Below are 18468 nucleotides of genomic sequence, written 5' to 3' on the forward strand. Positions count from 1 at the left end.
CGCGGCCTGCACCTCGTCGACGAACTCCTCGTCGAGCACGGGTGCGTCGGGCTCGCCGTTGACGTCGGGACCGTCGTAGGGGGTGACCTCGTCGGCGGCTTCGGCGGCCTCTTCGGCCTCCTCCTCGGCGAGGGCGTCGTTCAGGACCTCGGCGGCGGCCTCGGCCTCGCTGGTCTCGTCGATCTCGAGAGCGTCGTTCACGATCGCGTCAGCCTCCGGGTCGGTGATGTCGATGTCGTCGAGATCCTCGTCGAGGTCCGAGTCGTCCGCGTCGTCCACCACGTGGACGGCGGTGTGCTCGGCGGCGTCGGAGGCGTGCTCCTGCGACGCGAGCACGTTGCCCTCTTGGGCTTCGTCGTCTTCGCTGGACTGCTCGGCAGCCGTCGCCCAATCGGCGTCGTCGACATATCTTTCAGACACTGATGATCTCTTCCGTTGAAGTGCGACCGCTCAGGGGGCCGCTCGTCGCCGAAACGCCGGTCAGGCGCCGGCGGTGCTCGGGACGCCGAAGACGGCGCTGGTCAGCCACACGAACAGCAGGTCGAGGCCGTACACGAGCGCCATCATCACGACGACGAACCCGAGGACCACGAGGGTGAACTTGATCAGCTCTTGCCGCGTGGGCGTAACGACCTTGCGTAGCTCCGTGAAGACCTGACGGATGAAAAGAGCGATCCGCGCGAAGAAGTTGAGCTTCTTCTCGCGGGGCGCGCCGCGGTCTGCGACGACCTCGCCCTTCGCCTCGTCCTGCGTCATCGAACCACCTAGGTCGTTATTCGTTGCCAGCGTGTGCTGTGCGCAGGGCGGACAGGAATCGAACCTGCAACCTGCGGTTTTGGAGACCGCTGCTCTGCCAATTGAGCTACCGCCCTAAGATCCGGATGGATCCAGGATTCGAAACCCGGCACGCTTTCACCACGGATCTCTCGGGGAGGGATGCCGCCCGTGCGCGAGGCACGGCGAAAGAATGCAGATTTCGACTGCACTGCAAGTGTACGGCATCGGACACGCCGCCGACGAACTCCCCCCTCCGGCACCGTCTCCGCGAAGCGCCCCTGGATAGGCTGGAGGACGGTCGCCGTCCCGGCCCCCGACTGCCCGGCGACCGTCGAGAGATCGAGGAGCACGGATGAGTTCTCAGGCGCCCGCCCAGCAATTCCAGGTCGATCTGCGAGGCGTGATCGACCTGCTGAGCCGCCATATCTACTCGGGACCGCGCGTGTTCCTCCGCGAGCTCCTGCAGAACGCGGTCGACGCGATCGCCGCGCGGCGAGAGGTCGACGGCGGGGGCGGTCGGATCCGCATCACGCCGGTCAGCGCGGCATCCGAAGAGTTCGTCCTGCGTGACGACGGGGTCGGTCTGACGCCCGAGGACGTGGCGGATCTGCTCGCGACGGTCGGCCGCAGCTCGAAGCGCGACATGTTCGATCTGCCGCGCTCGGACTTCCTCGGACAGTTCGGTATCGGAATGCTCTCGTGCTTCATGGTGTGCGATGACATCGTCATCCGCTCGCGCAGTGCGCACGGCGCCGAGCCCGTCGAGTGGGTCGGACACTCGGACGGCACCTTCGAGGTCCGTCCTGGCACCCCGGACATCCCCGTGGGCACGAGCGTGCATCTGCGCCCCCGTGGGGAGAGCCGCTCCCTGTTGAGCACGACCACCGTTGTGGAACTCGCCGAGACCTTCGGCCGCTACCTTCCCGTGACGGTGGACGTCGACCTCCCCGCCGGCGGAGAGGCGACGATCACCGCGACTCCCCCGTTCCTCGGCGACGACCGCGAGGAACAAGCGGCGTACGGCCGGGAGCTCCTGGGCGCCGAGCCGCTGGCGATCATCCCGCTCTCGGTCCCCGCCACGCAGACGCGCGGCCTGGCGTTCGTGCTGCCCTTCGCCCCGGCATCCACCGCCCGCCAGAGCACCCGGGTCTACCTCCAGCGCATGCTGCTCACCGAGCGCGCCGAGGACCTGCTGCCGGACTGGGCCTTCTTCGTGCGCGCCGTGGTCGACTCGGCGGGGCTGCACCCGACGGCGAGTCGCGAGGCGATCGTGGCCGACGACGCGCTCGAACAGACCCGGACGGAGTTGGGGGATGCCGTGCGCCGGTGGATCCTCGATCTCGCGCTGAGCGACCCCGTGCGTCTGGCGCAGTTCGTCGGTGTGCACGAGGTGGCCTTGAAGTCGCTCGTGCGGCACGACGACGAGCTGGCGCGCTTCATCGTGCCGTGGCTCTCGGTCGAGACCAACGTCGGACGCCTGCGCATCGACGACCTCGTGCGCCGCTCCTCACCCGTGCGCTACGCCGAGACCGTCGAGGCCTTCCGGCAGGTCGTGAGCGTGGCGCCGACCGGGACGACATTGGTCAACGGCGGGTACCTGTACGACGACGATCTGATCCGCCTCCTCCCCGAGGTCTTCCCGGAGGTGCGGGTCGAGGCCGTCGACGTGGTCGACGAGATCGACCGCCTCGCTCCCCCTCCCCTGGACGAGCGCGCCGGCGTCGTCTCGCTCGAGAACCGCGCGAGAGCGGCGCTCACGAGCGTGGACGTCGTCGCGCGCTCCTTCGAACGTCCCGAGACCGCCGCCCTGTTCGTCGCCGACCCCGAGGTGCTCCGCGCCCTCGACCGGGGTCGCGCACGCAGCGCGGGCGGAGCCCTGTGGGCCGGGGTCCTCGACCGCGCCGGACGCGTGAGCGCCCGCGGACGTGAAGACAGTCAGGATGCGCCATCGTCGCGGCTCTGCCTGAACTGGACCAACCCGACCGTGCAACGACTCGCTCACGCGCCCGAGGGCCGGGCTTTCACCGCCGGCGTGCAGGTCCTGTACGTGCAGGCGCTGCTCGCCGGCCACCACCCCCTCGGCGTCGCGGATCGCGCGTTGATGTCGTCCGCTCTCGCCGACCTCGTCGACCTCGCCGCCGACGCCAGCTCCCCCCGCCCCGCTCTGGAAGGACCCGCATGACCGCCGCCGCCGAAGACATCCGAGCCCTGTTCGACGAGATCGACCGGACGCCGTGGGGGCCCCAGGAGAGGGCCCTCGTCGCCGAGGCCGTCGCTCGAGCACAGGAGAGCGGCGACACCCGCCTCGAGTACGAGGCACGACTGCGTCAGACCTCGAGCGCGAACATGATCGGCGACACCGACCTCATGCTGACCTCGTTCGCGTGGTGCCTCGCCCAGCACGAGGCCGATCCCGAACGCTTCCCCGCCGAGCTCGAACCGGCCGGAGACCTGCTCTGGCAGTACAAGTGGATGGCGGGCGCCCTGCGCGGATCCCCCGAGTTCGCGAGCGAGCAGATCGAAGCAGTGCTCGACGACATGGAACAGCACTACCGTCGCGCCGGAGTCGGGCTGAGCGGAGCGCTCATGGCCCGCTTCGAGGATGCCTGGGCCGCGGGCCGCATCGAGGAGGCCGCCACGCTGCGCGACCGGCTCGAGGCCACGCCGCGCGACGACTACAGCCACTGCGACGCGTGCGTGCGCAGCCAGTTCGCGGGATTCTTCGCCGAGACCGGGAACGAGGACGAGTCCATCCGCCTCGTCGAAGAGATGGTCGAGGGCGGCTTCACCTGCGGTGAAGAGCCCGAGCGCGCCCTCGCCCTCGTGCTGCTGCCCTTGTTGCGCGCCGGCCGGTTCGAGCAAGCCCGCGCCTTCCACTCGCGCAGCTACCGCCTCGCGCGGGAGAATCCCGACAACCTCACGATCATCGCCGACCACGTCGTCTTCTGCACCGTGACCGGCAATGAGGCACGCGCCCTGAGCCTGGTCGAAAAGCACCTGCGCTGGCTGACCCACGACGGTCTCAACGCGGAAGCCCACCAGGAGGCTCTGGCGGCCTTCGGCCTGGCGCTGGACGCCGTGACCCGCGCCGGCCAGGGCGACACCCCCGTACGAGGATCGGATGCCGCCGAGCTGGCGCCCCTGTTCGGGTCCCGCGAGGCGGAGCTGACGGCATCCGAGCTCGCCGTTCTCTGCTGGGCTCGCGCCGAGGAGATCGCGCAGGCGTTCGACGAACGCAACGGCACCGATGCGCACGCGCGGCGCCTCGAACGCACCCGCGCTCTGGCCGAGGAGCACTACGACGTGCCGCTGTCGTCCGGGGGCTTCGCGGTGCCGGTGACGACCCGGCGCGAGTGGACGCCCGCGGATCGGAGAGTGCGCGCGCGAATGCTGGGTGCTCTCGGCACCGCGTCGTCGATCGACGCGATCGCCGACGTGCTCGACGACGCCGACGCCGCCGAGCGCGTGCCCCTGACCTTCCTGCTGCTGCGTGGGCTGCTCGGGGAGGAGCGGCTCGACGACGCCGCGCAGGTGCTGCCCGCGCGGGTGGAGGCGCTGCGCGCCGTCGGCGAGGAGGCGCGAGCCGACCTCGAAGAGAAACTCGGCCCCGCCCTCTTCGGGAAAGACGATGCGTTCGCCGCCCGCGCGCTCGAGGAGCACCCGGACGCCCCACTCGGGGTGCGGGCCCAGCTCCTGACCATCGTGACCTACGGGCACATGCTCGCCGGTCGCCTCGACGACGCACTTCGGACGGCCCGCGAGGCACGTGAGCTCCACGCGCAGGTGGGGGACATCGAGCGCGTCCACGCGCTCGCGCACACGGAAGCCGACATCCATCGCGGGAAGGACGCCCCGACGGAGGCGATCGAGGTGCTCGACGGTCTCCTCGACGACGATCGGTTGGAGCTCGGACGGCGGGTTCACGTCCTGACCGACCGGGCGATCCTGCGCGAAGCGCTGGGCGACCCCTCCGCCGGAGCCGACGACGCCGACGAGGCCGCGCGGATCCTGCTCGCGTGGGACGCCGATGGCCCGGTGGTCGCCAGCGCGCTGTCGCTGGGAGCGCAGTTCGCGGAGCGCGCGGGACAGAACGAGCGTGCCGTCGCGAGCTACCGCCTCGCGGTGCAGAACCTGCAGGCCGCCGGGGAGCCGACCGTCTCGCTGCGCTACGGCCTCGGACGCGCTCTGCTCGCGGCGGGCGCCGCGCACGAGGCCGTCGAGGTGATCGACCAGGTCCTCCAGGACGAGACCGCCGCCGGCGAAGCACCCGGGTCGCGCGCCATCACGGTCGGACTGCTCGCTCGCGCGTTCGAGCACGCCGAGGAGTGGGAGAACGCGTTGCGCGCGTGGGAGATCACCGCCGGCCTCCACGAGGAAGCGGACGAGCCCGCGCGCCGCGCCTCGGCCCTCGTCGCCCTGGCCCAGCTGCTCGGACGCCTCGGCGAGACGGACGAGTCGGTCGAGACGTTGACGACCGCCGTCGACGTCGCCCGCGTCGATCCCGACAACCGCGGCATGCTCGCCGACGCCCTGCACTCCCTGGCGCAGGTGAAGGCGTTCCGCGGCGACGACGACGCCCTGACCCTGCTGGATGAGGCGCTCGAGATCGGTCGGAACGACGACGCCCCCTGGCTCGTCGCAGACCTTCTCGACACCCGCGCGCGCTTCCTCGCGAATGCGGGTCAGGTCGACGAGGCGGTCGCGTGCGCGCTGCAGGCTGCGGACGGCTTCCTGTCGGTCGGGGGCGTCTCTCAGGCCGCCGGATCGGAACTCGTCGCCGCGCGCATCCTCCTCGGCGCCGAGCGCATAGAGGAGGCCGCTGCGGTCCTCGCTTCCGCTCTCGAGCACGCGGTCGATCAGGAACCGCTTCGCCACGCCGTGGCGATCGATCTCGGCGATGCCCTGGAGGCCCTCGGCCGGCACGGGGAGGCCGCGGAGGTCCGGAGCACGCTGCCGGCCTGAAGCCGCCGAGCGACACGAGGGGGCGGCATCCCACGGATGCCGCCCCCTCTCTTCCGCTGTCCCGGCAGGCCCGCGTGCCCGAAGACACGGACCGGGACGCGGTCAGAGCACGCGCTGGATCACGACCGAACAGCTGCCCTCGCCCGCACGACGGCGCCGGATCTGCCGACGCCGTCGTGGTATCGGGTCACGCCGTGCGGATGAGCTTCTTGTTGACGAACTCGTCGGCGGCCAGCAGACCCAGCTCGCGCGAGGTACCGCTGCGCTTGACGCCGCCGAAGGGCAGCTCCGGCGAGTCGGCGAGCACGAGGTTGATGTAGACCATGCCCGCCTCGAGGCGATCCGCGACACGCGCCGCCTGATCGGCGTCGGTGGTGAAGACGTACGAGCCGAGACCGAAGCTCGTGTCGTTCGCGAGGGCCACGGCCTCGTCCTCACCCGCGACGCGGTAGACGGTGCCGACGGGGCCGAAGAACTCTTCGCCGTAGGCATCCATCTCACTCGTGACGCCCGTGAGAACCGTGCCCGGGTAGAAGGCGCCGTCGCGCGTGCCGCCGACCTCGACCGTCGCGCCCTGGGCGACCGCGCGCTGCACCTGCTCGTCGAGGCGCTCCGCGGCGGCGAGCGAGGACAGCGGGCCGAGGACGGTGTCCTCGGCGAACGGGTCGCCGACCTTCGCCTCGCCGAGGGCCGCGGTGAACTTCTCGAGGAACGCGTCGTACAGGTCGTCGACCACGATGAAGCGCTTCGCCCCGTTGCAGGACTGTCCGACGTTGTCGAGACGTGCATCGACGGCGGCCTGCACGGCGGCATCGAGGTCATCGGTGGAGAGCAGGATGAACGGGTCGGAGCCGCCGAGTTCCAGGGCGACCTTCTTGAGGTGGCGGCCGGCGATCTCGGCCACCGCGGACCCGGCCCGCTCCGAGCCGGTGACCGAGACGCCCTGGACGCGCGGGTCGGCGATGATCGTCGCGGCCTGGTCGTTGGTCACGCGGACGTTGACGTACGCCCCTTCGGGCAGTCCTGCGTCGCGGTAGATGAGCTGGAGGGCCTCCGCCGACTCGGGGCACTGCGGCGCGTGCTTCAGGATGATGGTGTTGCCCACCGCGAGGTTCGGGGCGGCGAAGCGGGCGACCTGGTAGTACGGGAAGTTCCAGGGCATGATCCCCAGAAGCGCGCCCAGGCCCGAACGGCGGATGACCGCGGAGCCCTCCCCCAGGATGTCGATCGGGGTGTCGCCGGTGATCTTGTCGATGTTGTCGGCGTAGTACTCCGTGATGTCCGCCGCGAAGTCGACCTCGCCCAGCGCGGCCTCGAGGGGCTTGCCCATCTCTCGCACGATGATCGCGGCGAGGTCGTCGCGGCGCTCGCGGTGCAGCTGGGCGACGCGGCGCAGCCCCTCGGCGCGCTCGGCCGGCGCGGTCCGCGACCACACGCGGAAGCCGTCGTGGGCCGAGGCGATGGCGGCCTGCACTCCCGCGTCGGACAGGGTGTCGTACTCGGCGAGGGTCTCGCCGGTGGCCGGGTTGACGACGGCGTAATCGCTCATGGGTGTCGGTCCGTTTCTGTCGTTTTCGGTGGTCGGTCGGGGTCAGGGGCGTCTGACAGTGCGGCGGGCACTGGCGGGTGCGTCGATCGAGAGCGTCTCCCCACGGAAGAAGGCCGGGCGGCGCACGCGCTGCCACACCATGATCGCCACTCCCAGCAGGATGATGGTCATCCCCAGGATGAAGACGAGTCCCACGCCGCCGACCTCGGAACCGCTGCCGTAGTCGGGGTTCATGCTGTCGACGAGCGTCGTGCCGAAGATCACGGCGAGGATGAGTCCGCCCACGAGGGGGAACAGCAACGTGAAGAAGACGTTGCGCACGGAGTCGAACCACTGCTTGCGGAAGTACCAGACGCACGCGAAAGCCGTGAGCCCGTAGTAGAAGCAGATCATGATGCCGAGGGTGAGGATCGTGTCGCTCAGCACGTTCACGCTCACCACGCGCATGACGGCGTAGAAGCCCGCGGCGACCACGGCCGAGACGATGGTGGCGAAGCCGGGCGTGAAGAAGCGCGGGCTGACCTTCGCGAAACGCTCGGGCAGAGCGCCGTAGTGCCCCATGGCCAGGAGCGTGCGCGCGGGGCCGACGAAGGTCGACTGCAGCGACGACGCGGAACTCGTCAGGACGGCGAGCGAGACGAAGGCGGCGAAGGGACCGAGGATCGGACCGGCGAGGGCGAAGAACGCATTGTCCTGTATCGCGGGGTTGCCGAGGCCGAACTCTCCGTCGCCGATCCCGGCGAACATGATCATCGACACCGCGAGCAGCAGGTACAGCGAGACGATGGTGATGACCGTGATGGTGGCCGCGCGGCCGGGCGTCTTCTCGGGGTCCTTCGTCTCCTCGTTCATCGTGAGGGTGACGTCCCATCCCCAGAAGATGAAGATCGACAGCGAGACCCCCGCCGCGAAAGCGCTGAACGACGACACGGCGAAGGGGTTGAACCACTCCCACGAGAACGGTGTGGCGTCGAAGGCATTGCCCTGGACGGCGTGCGCGATCGCGACGACGGCGAACACGACGAGGACCAGCACCTGGAAGGTGACGAGGACGTACTGCAGCTTCTGGGTGGTCTGCATGTCGCGGTACGACACCACGGTCGCCCCGAGCACGAACAGCAGGCACACGACGATGTTGATGCCGAGGTTCGACGCGAGATCCGCGATGGCGGCCTGCCCGGTGAGCTGGGAGATCAGCAGGAACAGGAAGTCGACCGCGATGCCGGCGAGGTTCGACAGCACGATGATCGTGGCGGCGATCAGGCCCCACCCCGCCATCCACCCGATCCACGGTCCGAACGCGCGTGCCGCCCACGTGAACGAGGTGCCCGAGTCCGGCATCCGGTTGTTCAGTTCGCGGTAGCCGAAGGCCACAAGGAGCATCGGGATGAAGCCCACGAGGATGATCGCCGGGACCTGGACGCCCACGGCTCCCACGGTCGGGCCGATCGCGGCGGTGAAGGTGTAGGCGGGGGCGATGCACGAGATGCCGATCACCACGGCGCCGAGCAGGCCGATGGTGCCGGCGCTCAGGCCCTTCTTGGACAGGCCGCCGGTCTCGGTGGTGAGGGGCGCCGATGCCCCCTGGGGTGCGGTCATGGCCGCTGTCCTTCCTGGACGGGGGCGTCGGCACGGCTTCGTGGCACGACGACGAGCGGAACGGGGAGTTCGTGCAGCATCTTCGCCGCGGTCGAACCGAGGAACAGGCGGCGCGGCTGCGCGAGCCGGCTGGAGCCCACGATCGCGAGCTCGGCGGGATCCCACGCGAGTTCGCGGACGGCCTCTTCGATGCTGTCGCCATCGGCGACCGTGACCTCGACGGCGATGTCGGTGGGCAGCTCCGCACGGGCCTGCGCGAGGACCTCCTCGGAATGGGCGGCCCCGGCGATACGGATCGCGCCCGTCGCGAGGCCCACCGGCAGATCGACGGTCACGAGCGAGAGAAGGCGGAGCGGAACGGATGCCGCGGCGGCGAGCTGCACGCTCTCCTCGCGCAGCACGTCGGCTCCGGGCCGACTGCCGATCGCCGCGGTGATGCGGCTGATACCGAGTGCGGGATCGATCCGCCGCGAGCCCTCGGGGGCGAGGACGACCGGGACGTCGGAGGAATGCAGCAGTTCGGAGGCGACGGTGCCCAGGCGGTGCCGCCCGCGCAGGCCGCCGTTCGCGGCGCCCACCACGATGTAGCCCGCACCGATCTCGTCGGCGAAGGCGACGAGACCCTCCGCGAACGAGTCGGCGTGCCGCACGCGGGTGCGGTGGGGCACGGCATCCGCAACCGCGCGTGACGCGTCCCTCAGCCAGCGCTCCGCCTGGTCGCGGATGTGCCGTGAGTACGCCGCGTCGGGCGGGGTGATGACGCTGCGGGCATCGTCGGGCAGGACCAAGGCGATCTCGAGCGGCGCATCGATCGCGCGGGCGAGACGGATGCCGAGGGCCAGCGCATCGGCCCCGGCGTCGGTCGCGGTGTACCCGACGACGACCGCGGCGGTCATCCGCGTGCCCGCTCGAGGATCTCCGCAGCCGCGCGGCGGCCCTGGCGGATCGCGCCGTCGACGTGCTGGTAGCCGGCCCCGGCCATGTCGCTGCACGCGAGGTGGATCGTGCCGACGGGCTCACGGAGGTCGGCGCCGTAGCGGTGGAGGCCGCCCATGTCGAAGCTCGCGGCGTACGCTCCGCGCGTCCACTCCTCGGTTCCCCAGTCGCTCTCGTAGTACACGACGGGGTTCTTGGCCTCGGGGCCGTAGTAGTGCGAGAGCGACTCGAGGATCTTCTCTCTGCGCTCCTCGGCGCTCAGGCGGAAGAGGTCGTCGGCGTTCTGGTCGGAGACGAAGCCCACGAGGGTGCCGCGCTCGTCGCCGTGGTTGGTGTTGTCGTAGGCCTCGTGGGACAGCTCGTACGGGCTGAACGCGGTGCCCGACAGCCCCTTGTCGCGCCAGAACGGCGTCTCGTAGACGGCGTGCACCTTGATGACGAAGCCCATCGAGATGTGCTGGTGCATCTGGTGCTGGCGGCGCGGAAGCGGCGGCTCGAAGGAGATGCGGTTGTAGAGCACGGGGGCCAGGGCCAGGATCGCGAAGCGGGCGCGGACGGTGACGCCGTCGGCGATCACGGTCACTCCCGCAGACGAGGTCTTCGCGGCCTCGACACGGGCGGTCAGCGCGCGCAGGTCCTCGACCCGCTTGCCCGTCGCCGGATTCGCCGCCGGCTCCGGCGTGGCGGAGTCGGAGCCCCAGATGATGCGCCGCACGGGCTGGTTCAGGAAGACATCGTCGCCCAGACGCTCGGCGAGCAGTTCGGGGACCTGCTGGAGGCCGCCCGCGACGCGCTTGTCGAGGATGAAGTCGGCGTCGACGAGGTGCGTGTACGAGCCGGCGGAGGCTGCCATGAGCAGCGACTGCAGGAGCGAGAACGTGTGCGTGGGCTTGGTGAGCATCGCCGATCCCGTGGCGAAGGCGAGGTTTCGCACGGCTTCGTCGTCGTCGGTCTGCTCGCGCAGCCACGCGTCCCACGAGATCTTGTCCCACTCGGCGGCCTTCGGGTGCTCCCACGGCCGATCCGGGTCGATCTCGGCGACCATGGCATCCAGACGCGCGGTGATCTCGTCGATGACGCGCTCGGTCTCGGGGGCGACGGGGAACATCTCCCCCGTGAAGCGCTTGGCGACGCCGTCCGGACCGACGTAGACGCTGTCGCCCTCGCGGTAGCGGCTGTACGTCTCGAGGCCCAGCTCGGCGACCGTGTCGATGAGCGCCTGCTGGTCGGGCGACACCCACTGCCCGCCGAGTTCGAGCATGGCGCCGTCGATGACGTCGGTCCACAGGCGCCCGCCGACGCGGTCGCGCGCCTCGAGGACAGCGACCGAGAGGCCGGCCTTGCGCAGGTCGTTGGCGGCGGTGAGGCCGGCGGCGCCGGCTCCGATGACGACCACGTCGCGGGTGATCTCGTCCATGAAAGCGTCCTTACTTGTCGTGCGAAGTCGTGCGGGGTGGCCCCGGCGGCGGCGGAGTTCGGGTCGACGCCGCCGCCGGGACGGTCGTCAGCTGCGGGAGAGAGCGGCCGCGACGATGTCGAGGCCTTCGTTCAGCAGGTCGTCGCCGATCGACAGCGGCGGGAGGAACCGGATGACGTTGCCGTACGTGCCGCAGGTGAGCACGATGACGCCCTCGGCGATCGCGGCCTTGGCGACGGCGGCGGTGAGGGCCGCGTCCGGGGCGCCGGTGGCGGGATCGACGAACTCGGCGGCGATCATCGCGCCGTGTCCGCGCACGTCACCGACGCGCGGGTCCGTGGCCTGGAGGTCGGTCAGACGTGCCGTGACGAGGGCGCCGATCTCCCGGGCACGCTCGACGAACCCCTCGTTCTCGAAGGCGTCGATGGATGCCAGAGCCGCGGCGCAGGCGATCGGGTTGCCGCCGTAGGTTCCCCCGAGTCCGCCCGTGTGGGTGGCATCCATGATCTCGGCGCGCCCCGTCACCGCGGCGAGAGGGAGGCCGCCGGCGATGCCCTTGGCGGTGGTGACGAGGTCGGGGACGATGCCGAAGATCTCGCTCGCGAACATCGCGCCGGTACGGGCGAAGCCCGACTGCACCTCGTCGGCGATGAAGACCACGCCGTTGTCGTGGCACCAGTCGACGATCGCGTTCAGGAAGCCGTCGGCCGGGACGATGAAGCCGCCCTCGCCCTGGATGGGCTCGATGATGACCGCGGCGAGGTTCTCGGCTCCGACCTGCTTCTCGATGAGGGAGATGGCCTTCGCCGCGGCCTCGGGACCCGACAGGCCGTCGCGGAACGGGTACGACAGGGGCGCGCGGTAGACCTCGGCGGCAAAGGGGCCGAAGCCGCTCTTGTAGGGCATGTTCTTGGCCGTCAGCGCCATCGTGAGGTTGGTGCGGCCGTGGTAGGCGTGGTCGAACGCGACGACGGCCTGACGACCGGTGTGCTTGCGGGCGATCTTCACGGCGTTCTCGACGGCCTCGGCACCGGAGTTGAACAGCGCGCTCTTCTTCGCGTGGTCACCGGGGGTGAGGCGGTTGAGGGCCTCCGCGACCGCGACGTACGAATCGTAGGGCGAGACCATGAAGCACGTGTGGGTGAAAGCGGCGACCTGGTCCTGCACGGCCTTCACGACCGCGGGGTGGGCGTTGCCGACGCTCGTGACGGCGATGCCGGAGCCGAGGTCGATCAGCGAGTTGCCGTCGGCGTCGACGACGACTCCCCCACCCGCGGCGACGGCGTGGATCGGCACGGTGTGACCGACACCGGATGCCACGGCGGCGGCCTTGCGGTCGAGCAGCTCCTGCGAGCGCGGACCGGGGATGGCGGTGACGAGGCGGCGCTCCTGGGCGAGCGAGGGACCGCCGACGAGGGGGAGGGTGTCGAGGCTCATGGCCGCGATGCTACGGACGCCTCGCGACACGGTGCACTCTCCCCCCTGTACAGTCGCTGGCAGCCCCATATACGTTCCGTACAGGAGGAGCGATGCCCGAGTCCGCCATGGCGCCGCCGAGCCTGCGTGCCCTCCTCGCGCGCCGCGATCTGAACCTGCGCCTCGCGGTGCCGGAAGGTTCCCTCCCCGCCGGGAGCGTCGATCGGCCGGTCCGGTGGGTGCACTCGAGCGATCTCGCCGACCCGACACCGTTCCTGAGCGAGGGGCTGGTCCTGCTCACGACCGGCACGCAATTCGCGGACGCCACCACCTCCGACTACGACGCCTACGTGGGGCGCTTGCAGGCCCGCGGCGTGCGCGCGCTCGGGTTCGGCACCGAGGTCGTGCGCGACGGCATCCCGTCCGGCCTGTCGGAGGCGTGCGTGTCGGCGGGGATGCCGCTGTTCGAGGTGCCCTATCGCACGCCCTTCATCGCGGTGGCCCGAGCCGGGGCCGAGGCGATCGCCGCCGACGCCTACGCGCGGCGCAGCTGGTCGCTCGCGGCCCAGCGCGCCGTCTCTCTCGCGGCGCTGCGTCCCGACGGCCTCTCCGCGACGCTCGCGGAGCTGTCTCGGCAGCTCGACTGCTGGGTGGGACTGTTCGACGCGGCCGGGGCGCTGCGGACCGCGCATCCGGCCGGGTCGCTCACCCCCGCGGCCGTCGAGGGTGTCACGGGAGAGGTCGAGACGCTCCTGCGACGCGGAACCCGTGCGGCCTCGACGCTGCGCGCGGACGACACCGCGGTGAGCCTGCAGACGCTCGGGCGCGGCGGACACCTGCGGGGTGTCCTCGCCATCGCCGCGGACGATCTCGATCACGAGGCGCGGAACGTCGTGACCGCGGTGGTCGCGATGGCGGCCCTGGCGCTCGAACAGCAGGACGGGCTGGGACGTGCGATCGGCACCTTCCGAGCGGGACTGATCCAGGCGCTCGGCAGCGATGATCCCGCCCTCGTCCGCCGTGCCGCGCGTGACCTCTTCGGACCGCTGCCCCCGGCTCCCGTCGTGGTCGCGCTCACCCCGGCGGCATCCGCCCGGTCCACGGCGATGAACGAGTGGCTCGAGATGCGCGCGCACGAGAGGCGCGGGGAGCTGTTCTTCGGACGCGGCGACGATGGGCTGGTCGTCGTGGTGTCCGCGGCGGCGAAAGACCTGCTCGACGAGATCGCCGCCCGCTTCGAGACCGTGATCGGCTGCTCGGCACCCACCGGCTACGACGGCTTCTCGCGCGCGCTCACCCAAGCCCGCACGGCCCGCGACCGCACCACGACGCCCGGGGTCGCCGACTTCAGCGACACGGCGCGAGCGGGATTGATCGCGGCACTCGGCTCCGAGGCGGCGCGCACCGTCGCGGCCGGCTCGCTCGCTCCGCTCCGGCGGTACGACGTCGAGCAGGGATCGGCTCTGCTCGAGACGCTCGACGCCTGGCTGGCGCACGACTGCTCGCACGAGGGAACGGCCCAGGCGCTCGGCATCCACCGCCACACCGTGCGCGCGCGCATCGCGCAGGCCGAGCGGGTGGTAGACCGCGACCTGTCGTCGTTCGCCGCGCGGGCGGAGTTGTGGGCCGCGTTGCGGCTGGCGGAGTGAGCGGCCGGGCCGTCGAGCGGAGGTGGCCCCGACACGGCGATACCCCGGCATCCCGAACCGGCGTGTCGCCCCCGGACTCCGCGGGACGGCACAGGATGCCATCCGCCCGGCGCCCCGGAACGTCAGCCCGCGTCGCCGAGGTTGTCGGAGAGGATCTCGAGCACGCGCGAGCGCGCGAGGGCTGAGTCGTCGGCACGGGCGGCGGCCACCGCGTCGACGAACGCCTCGGCGAACACCGCGTGGGCGATACGGGAGGTGTGCTCGAGCTCGTCGCGGAACGTGCCACCCGAGGCCAGCACGAGCGAGAGGTCGGCGCGCTCCGTGAGCGGCGAGGCCGAGAACGACGTCAGCGCGATCACCCGCGCCCCCGCGGCGCGCGCGGCGGACGCGGCGCGCAGGCTCGCCTCGTTCGCCCCCGACCCGCTGATCACGACGCAGACGTCGTCGACGGCGAGATGCCGGGCGGCGATCTGCTGACCGATCGGATCGCCCACCGTCTCGGCGGGCCGGCCGACGGCGGTCAGTCGCATCGCGAGGTCGGTGGCGACCGGCGCCGAGAGGCCGCTGGCCACCACCAGGAGCCGCCGGGCGGCGACGACGGCATCAACGGCCTCGGAGACCCCCTCGGCATCCAGCAGGCTCGTCACGGCCCGGAGGTCGTCGGCGATTCGGTCGATCGCGGAACGGATGCCGCCCAGGGCGCCGTCCTGCGCGACCGGGGCGACCGCCCGTCGACCCCGCTCGGCGGCGAGCGCCACGCGCAGCTGCGGGTACCCGCGGTAGCCGAAGGTCTGGCAGGCGCGCACGACCGTGGAGCGGCCCACGCCGACCCGGTCGGCGATCTGCTGCGCGGTGAGCTCGATGACAGCATCCGGCTCGTCGACGATGAGGTCGGCGACGCGGCGCTCACTCGGCTGCAGCGAGTTGCGCACCGCGGCGATGCGCGCGGTGACGGGCACCTCAGCGGACACGGGGACCCTCCATGATGCGGCGGCGGATGCGGCCCGACACGGCGTCGATCGCGACGGTGACGACGACCACGACGATCAGGAGCATCCCCACCGTCGACCACTCACGGTACTGGGTGTACGAGGTGAGCATGTCGCCGATCCCGCCCACGCCGATGAGGCCCAGCACGGCCGAGGCGCGCACGTTGATCTCGAAGCGGTAGAGCCAGAACGAGAAGAACGTCGGCGCCGCCTGCGGCCAGACACCCCAGCGCAGCACCTGCGCGGTCGATCCGCCCGCGGCCCGGGCCGCTTCGATGGGACCGGGCGCGACGTTCTCGACCGCTTCGTAGCCCCACTTGCCGAGCGTGCCCACTCCCCCGACGGCGAGGGCGAGCGCCCCGGTGAGCGGGGTGAGGCCGGTGACCGACAGGATGATGATCGCGAAGACGAGCTCGGGCACCGCGCGCACGAGCGAGAAGACGAAACGCAGGGCGACGCGCACGGGTGCCGGTCCGAAACCGCGCGCCGCGATCAGGGAGAGCGGGGTGGCGATCAGGATGCCGAGAACCGTGCCGATCCACGCCATCTCGACGCTGCGCCAGGTCTGCCAGAGCGCTTCGGGGAGCTTCGCCCAGTTCGGCGAGAGGAACATCAGGCCGAGGTAGCGCACGATCTCGGCGGGGAGTTCGCCGAGCCGCGACCACGTGATGTCTGCCGACCAGAAGGCCGCGATCACGATGATGCTGACCGAGACCCACAACAGGGCGCGAAGCGGCCGGCGGCGGCGCGCGGGCACGGCGAGCGCCGCGGGGACCGGCGCGGGGGCGAGGACGGTCATACGAGCCTCCGACGGATCGCGTCGCTGACGGTGTCGAGCACCACGACGATCACGAGGATCTCGAGGATGACGAGCGACAGCTGGTCGTAGCGGTAGAAGGTGCGCACGGCGTCGATGAGCAGGCCGATCCCGCCCGCGCCCACGAGACCGAGCACGGTCGAGGCGCGCACGTTGAGCTCGAACACGTACAGCGTCTGCGAGACGAACACCGGCCAGGTGTCGGGGAGGGCGAGGGCGCGGTTGATCTGCGTCTGCGTCGCCCCGGCGGCGCGACCGGCCTCGAGCGGTCCGGCGTCGGCGGAATCGATCGACTCCGAGACCAGCTTGACCACGATGCCGACGTTGAACAGCACGAGCGCCAGGATGCCGGGGAGGGCGCCCACCCCGACCATCGCGACGAGCACGGCCGCGTAGACGAGCTCGGGCACCGCGCGCACCACGTTCAGGATGCCGCGCACGAGCGCGCGCGTCGGGGTGAACGGGTTGGTGGGCCGGGCCGCCCAGAAGCTCACCGGCAGAGAGATCGCGGCGCCGACGGCCGTGCCGATGACGGCCATCTGCAGGGTCTCGAGGATCGGTCCGGCCGTGCGGGGGAAGAACGTCCAGTCGGGCGTGAGCAGCTCGACGATGCGGAGCGCACCCTGCTGCCAGTTGCGCGCAATCGCGGCGAGATCGAGGCCGACGCCGACCCCCGGCAGGCACATGACCACCGTGACCGCGACGATCACGAGCGCGGCGGCCCACGGCATCCATCGTCCTGCGGGACGCGGAGGAACGGTGAGCGAGGTCATCGCTCGAGCCTGTCGGCGGCGGTCACGGAGCGACCGTAGATCTCGGCGAAGTCGGCGTCGGTGGCGGATGCCGCGGGCCCGTCGTAGACGATCTCTCCGGCGCGCATGCCGATCATGCGCGTGCCGTACTCGCGAGCGAGATCGAGCAGGTGCAGGTTCACGAGCACCGTGATGCCGAGGTCTTCGTTGATGCGGCGCAGGTCGTTCATCACGCCGCGAGCCGTGGGCGGATCGAGGCTCGCGACGGGTTCGTCGGCGAGCACGATCCGCGGCTGCTGCGTGAGCGCGCGGGCGATCGCGACGCGCTGCTGCTGGCCGCCGGAGAGCGCCGAGGCGCGGTCCCAGACCTTGGGCAGCATCCCGACGCGCTCGAGCGCTTCGAACGCGAGCTGCCGGTCCTCGGGTCGGTACGCGCCGAGGAGGGTGCGCCACAGCGGGGTGTGCGCGAGGCGGCCCACGAGCACGTTGTTCAGCACGGTGGTGCGACCCGCGAGGTTGAAGCTCTGGAACACCATGCCGATGTGCCCGCGCGTCTCTCGCAGGCGTCGCCCCGAGGCGCCGTCGATGCGGCGTCCGCCGACCTCGACCGTTCCCGAGGTCGCCGGTACGAGACCGTTGATCGTGCGGATGAGCGTCGACTTGCCCGAGCCCGAGAGCCCCACGACGGCGACCAGGTCGCCCGGGGCGATGTCGACGCTCACGTCACGCAGCCCCATCGTGCCGTTGGGGTAGCGCACCGAGACGCGGTCGAGACGGATGCCCCAGGGCGCCGAGGCCTGCGCCACGACGCCCTGGGTCGGAGAACCGGTGGTCACTGGAGTCCGAGCTCCTGCGCGGCACGGGCGACGACGTCGAGCGAGGACGGGTCGGCCGGGGCGAGCTTGGTGATCGAGTAGACGGCCTTGAGCGCCGCGGAGCCCTCGTCGGTCGTGGAGTACTCCTCGAGCGCCGTCGAGATCTTCTTCTGCAGGTCGGGCGAGAGGTCCTTCGACACGGCGACGCCGTCGTTGGGGATCTCGTTGGTCAGGCCGAAGACGACGACCTTCTGGCCCACGTCGGGCTTGTCCTTCTTCACGAGCGTGCGTGCGTCCCAGAAGCTGAAGCCGACCTCGGCGTCGCCGTTGTAGACCGCGAGCACGGACGCGTCGTTGGCGGTCACGGGCACCTTCTGGAAGCCGCTGTCGATGTCGACGCCGGCCTCCTTCAGCGCGAGCATCGGGTAGATGTAGCCCGCCGGCGAGCCGGGTCCGAGCACGGCGACCTTGGCCCCGGCGATCTTGGTGATCGAGTCGAGTCCGGCCGGGCCCTTCAGCGCGTCGGCGCCGTTGCAGAAGCTCATGCCGTCGCGCTCGACGACGGGCGTCGAGCAGTACTTGTCGGGGTTGTTCGTCATGAACTGACCCGGGTAGGTGATGTTGCCGTTGCGCTCGGTCTGGAGCACGACCGACGCGCCGTAGCGGTCGTTGGCCTGCCACAGCTGCAGCGAGGGCAGGAAGCCGATCTGCGCCTGCCCCGCGCCCATCGCCTCGACGGCGGCCTGGTAGTCCTTGGAGACGACGCCGGTGACGGGGATGCCGAGCTTCT

General features: G+C 71.1%; 14 protein-coding genes, 1 tRNA gene and 1 pseudogene. 3 read left to right on the forward strand and 13 right to left on the reverse strand.

What is annotated here, in order from left to right; translation table 11 throughout:
• From NS220_RS16705 to NS220_RS16715, 3 genes and pseudogenes are all read right to left on the reverse strand, one after another.
• Positions 1-420 (reverse strand): annotated as a pseudogene (locus NS220_RS16705) (transcription termination/antitermination protein NusG); the annotation flags it as partial.
• 60 nt (positions 421-480) lie between these two features.
• Complete coding sequence (secE, locus tag NS220_RS16710) at positions 481-756, reverse strand: preprotein translocase subunit SecE (protein WP_058597563.1); 276 nt, start codon at positions 754-756, stop codon at positions 481-483.
• A gap of 43 nt (positions 757-799) precedes the next feature.
• Positions 800-872 (reverse strand) — tRNA-Trp (locus tag NS220_RS16715).
• Between the two features lie 257 nt (positions 873-1129).
• On the opposite strand from NS220_RS16715, the gene NS220_RS16720 reads away from it, so the two are divergent.
• Both NS220_RS16720 and NS220_RS16725 read left to right on the forward strand, forming a co-directional pair.
• Entirely contained in the window at positions 1130-2959 is a 1830-nt protein-coding gene (locus NS220_RS16720; protein ID WP_058625139.1) for an HSP90 family protein, read from the forward strand.
• Complete coding sequence (locus tag NS220_RS16725) at positions 2956-5739, forward strand: tetratricopeptide repeat protein (RefSeq protein WP_058625140.1); 2784 nt, start codon at positions 2956-2958, stop codon at positions 5737-5739. The genes NS220_RS16720 and NS220_RS16725 overlap by 4 nt, the downstream gene beginning before the upstream one ends.
• 187 nt (positions 5740-5926) lie before the next feature.
• Here the strand turns inward: NS220_RS16725 and NS220_RS16730 are convergent, their stop codons facing one another.
• The 5 genes from NS220_RS16730 to gabT form a co-directional block, all read right to left on the reverse strand.
• Complete coding sequence (locus NS220_RS16730) at positions 5927-7288, reverse strand: NAD-dependent succinate-semialdehyde dehydrogenase (protein ID WP_058625141.1); 1362 nt, start codon at positions 7286-7288, stop codon at positions 5927-5929.
• 42 nt (positions 7289-7330) lie between these two features.
• The gene (locus tag NS220_RS16735) at positions 7331-8887 is read right to left on the reverse strand and encodes an APC family permease (protein ID WP_058625142.1); all 1557 of its coding nucleotides are present in this window, start codon (positions 8885-8887) and stop codon (positions 7331-7333) included.
• Positions 8884-9783, reverse strand: coding sequence for a universal stress protein (locus tag NS220_RS16740; RefSeq protein ID WP_058625143.1), 900 nt, complete (start codon positions 9781-9783; stop codon positions 8884-8886). The genes NS220_RS16735 and NS220_RS16740 overlap by 4 nt, the downstream gene beginning before the upstream one ends.
• Positions 9780-11240, reverse strand: a complete 1461-nt coding sequence (locus NS220_RS16745) for a flavin monoamine oxidase family protein (RefSeq protein WP_058625144.1) — start codon at positions 11238-11240, stop codon at positions 9780-9782. Before NS220_RS16745 ends, NS220_RS16740 begins: the two co-directional genes overlap by 4 nt.
• Positions 11241-11327: 87 nt before the next feature.
• A complete protein-coding gene (gabT, locus tag NS220_RS16750) occupies positions 11328-12677 on the reverse strand; it encodes a 4-aminobutyrate--2-oxoglutarate transaminase (RefSeq protein ID WP_058625145.1) in 1350 nt (449 codons plus the stop codon).
• Between the two features lie 92 nt (positions 12678-12769).
• On the opposite strand from gabT, the gene NS220_RS16755 reads away from it, so the two are divergent.
• Complete coding sequence (locus tag NS220_RS16755; protein WP_081323242.1) at positions 12770-14305, forward strand: PucR family transcriptional regulator; 1536 nt, start codon at positions 12770-12772, stop codon at positions 14303-14305.
• A gap of 122 nt (positions 14306-14427) precedes the next feature.
• Here the strand turns inward: NS220_RS16755 and NS220_RS16760 are convergent, their stop codons facing one another.
• From NS220_RS16760 to NS220_RS16780, 5 genes are all read right to left on the reverse strand, one after another.
• Positions 14428-15276: a MurR/RpiR family transcriptional regulator gene (locus NS220_RS16760; protein WP_058625146.1), complete on the reverse strand. Its 849-nt coding sequence runs from the start codon at positions 15274-15276 to the stop codon at positions 14428-14430.
• Positions 15266-16093 carry a phosphonate ABC transporter, permease protein PhnE gene (phnE, locus tag NS220_RS16765; RefSeq protein ID WP_058625147.1) on the reverse strand — a complete coding sequence of 276 codons (828 nt, stop codon included), beginning with the start codon at positions 16091-16093 and terminating at the stop codon, positions 15266-15268. The genes NS220_RS16760 and phnE (NS220_RS16765) overlap by 11 nt, the downstream gene beginning before the upstream one ends.
• Positions 16090-16884: a phosphonate ABC transporter, permease protein PhnE gene (phnE, locus tag NS220_RS16770; RefSeq protein ID WP_058625148.1), complete on the reverse strand. Its 795-nt coding sequence runs from the start codon at positions 16882-16884 to the stop codon at positions 16090-16092. The genes phnE (NS220_RS16765) and phnE (NS220_RS16770) overlap by 4 nt, the downstream gene beginning before the upstream one ends.
• Positions 16881-17699, reverse strand: coding sequence for a phosphonate ABC transporter ATP-binding protein (gene phnC, locus NS220_RS16775; protein WP_058625149.1), 819 nt, complete (start codon positions 17697-17699; stop codon positions 16881-16883). Before phnC ends, phnE (NS220_RS16770) begins: the two co-directional genes overlap by 4 nt.
• A partial coding sequence (locus NS220_RS16780) for a phosphate/phosphite/phosphonate ABC transporter substrate-binding protein (protein ID WP_058625150.1) occupies positions 17696-18468 on the reverse strand: 773 nt, incomplete at its 5' end. The genes NS220_RS16780 and phnC, both read right to left, overlap by 4 nt.

It is taken from the genome of Microbacterium testaceum, assembly GCF_001476655.1.
GTDB lineage: Bacteria > Actinomycetota > Actinomycetes > Actinomycetales > Microbacteriaceae > Microbacterium > Microbacterium testaceum_C.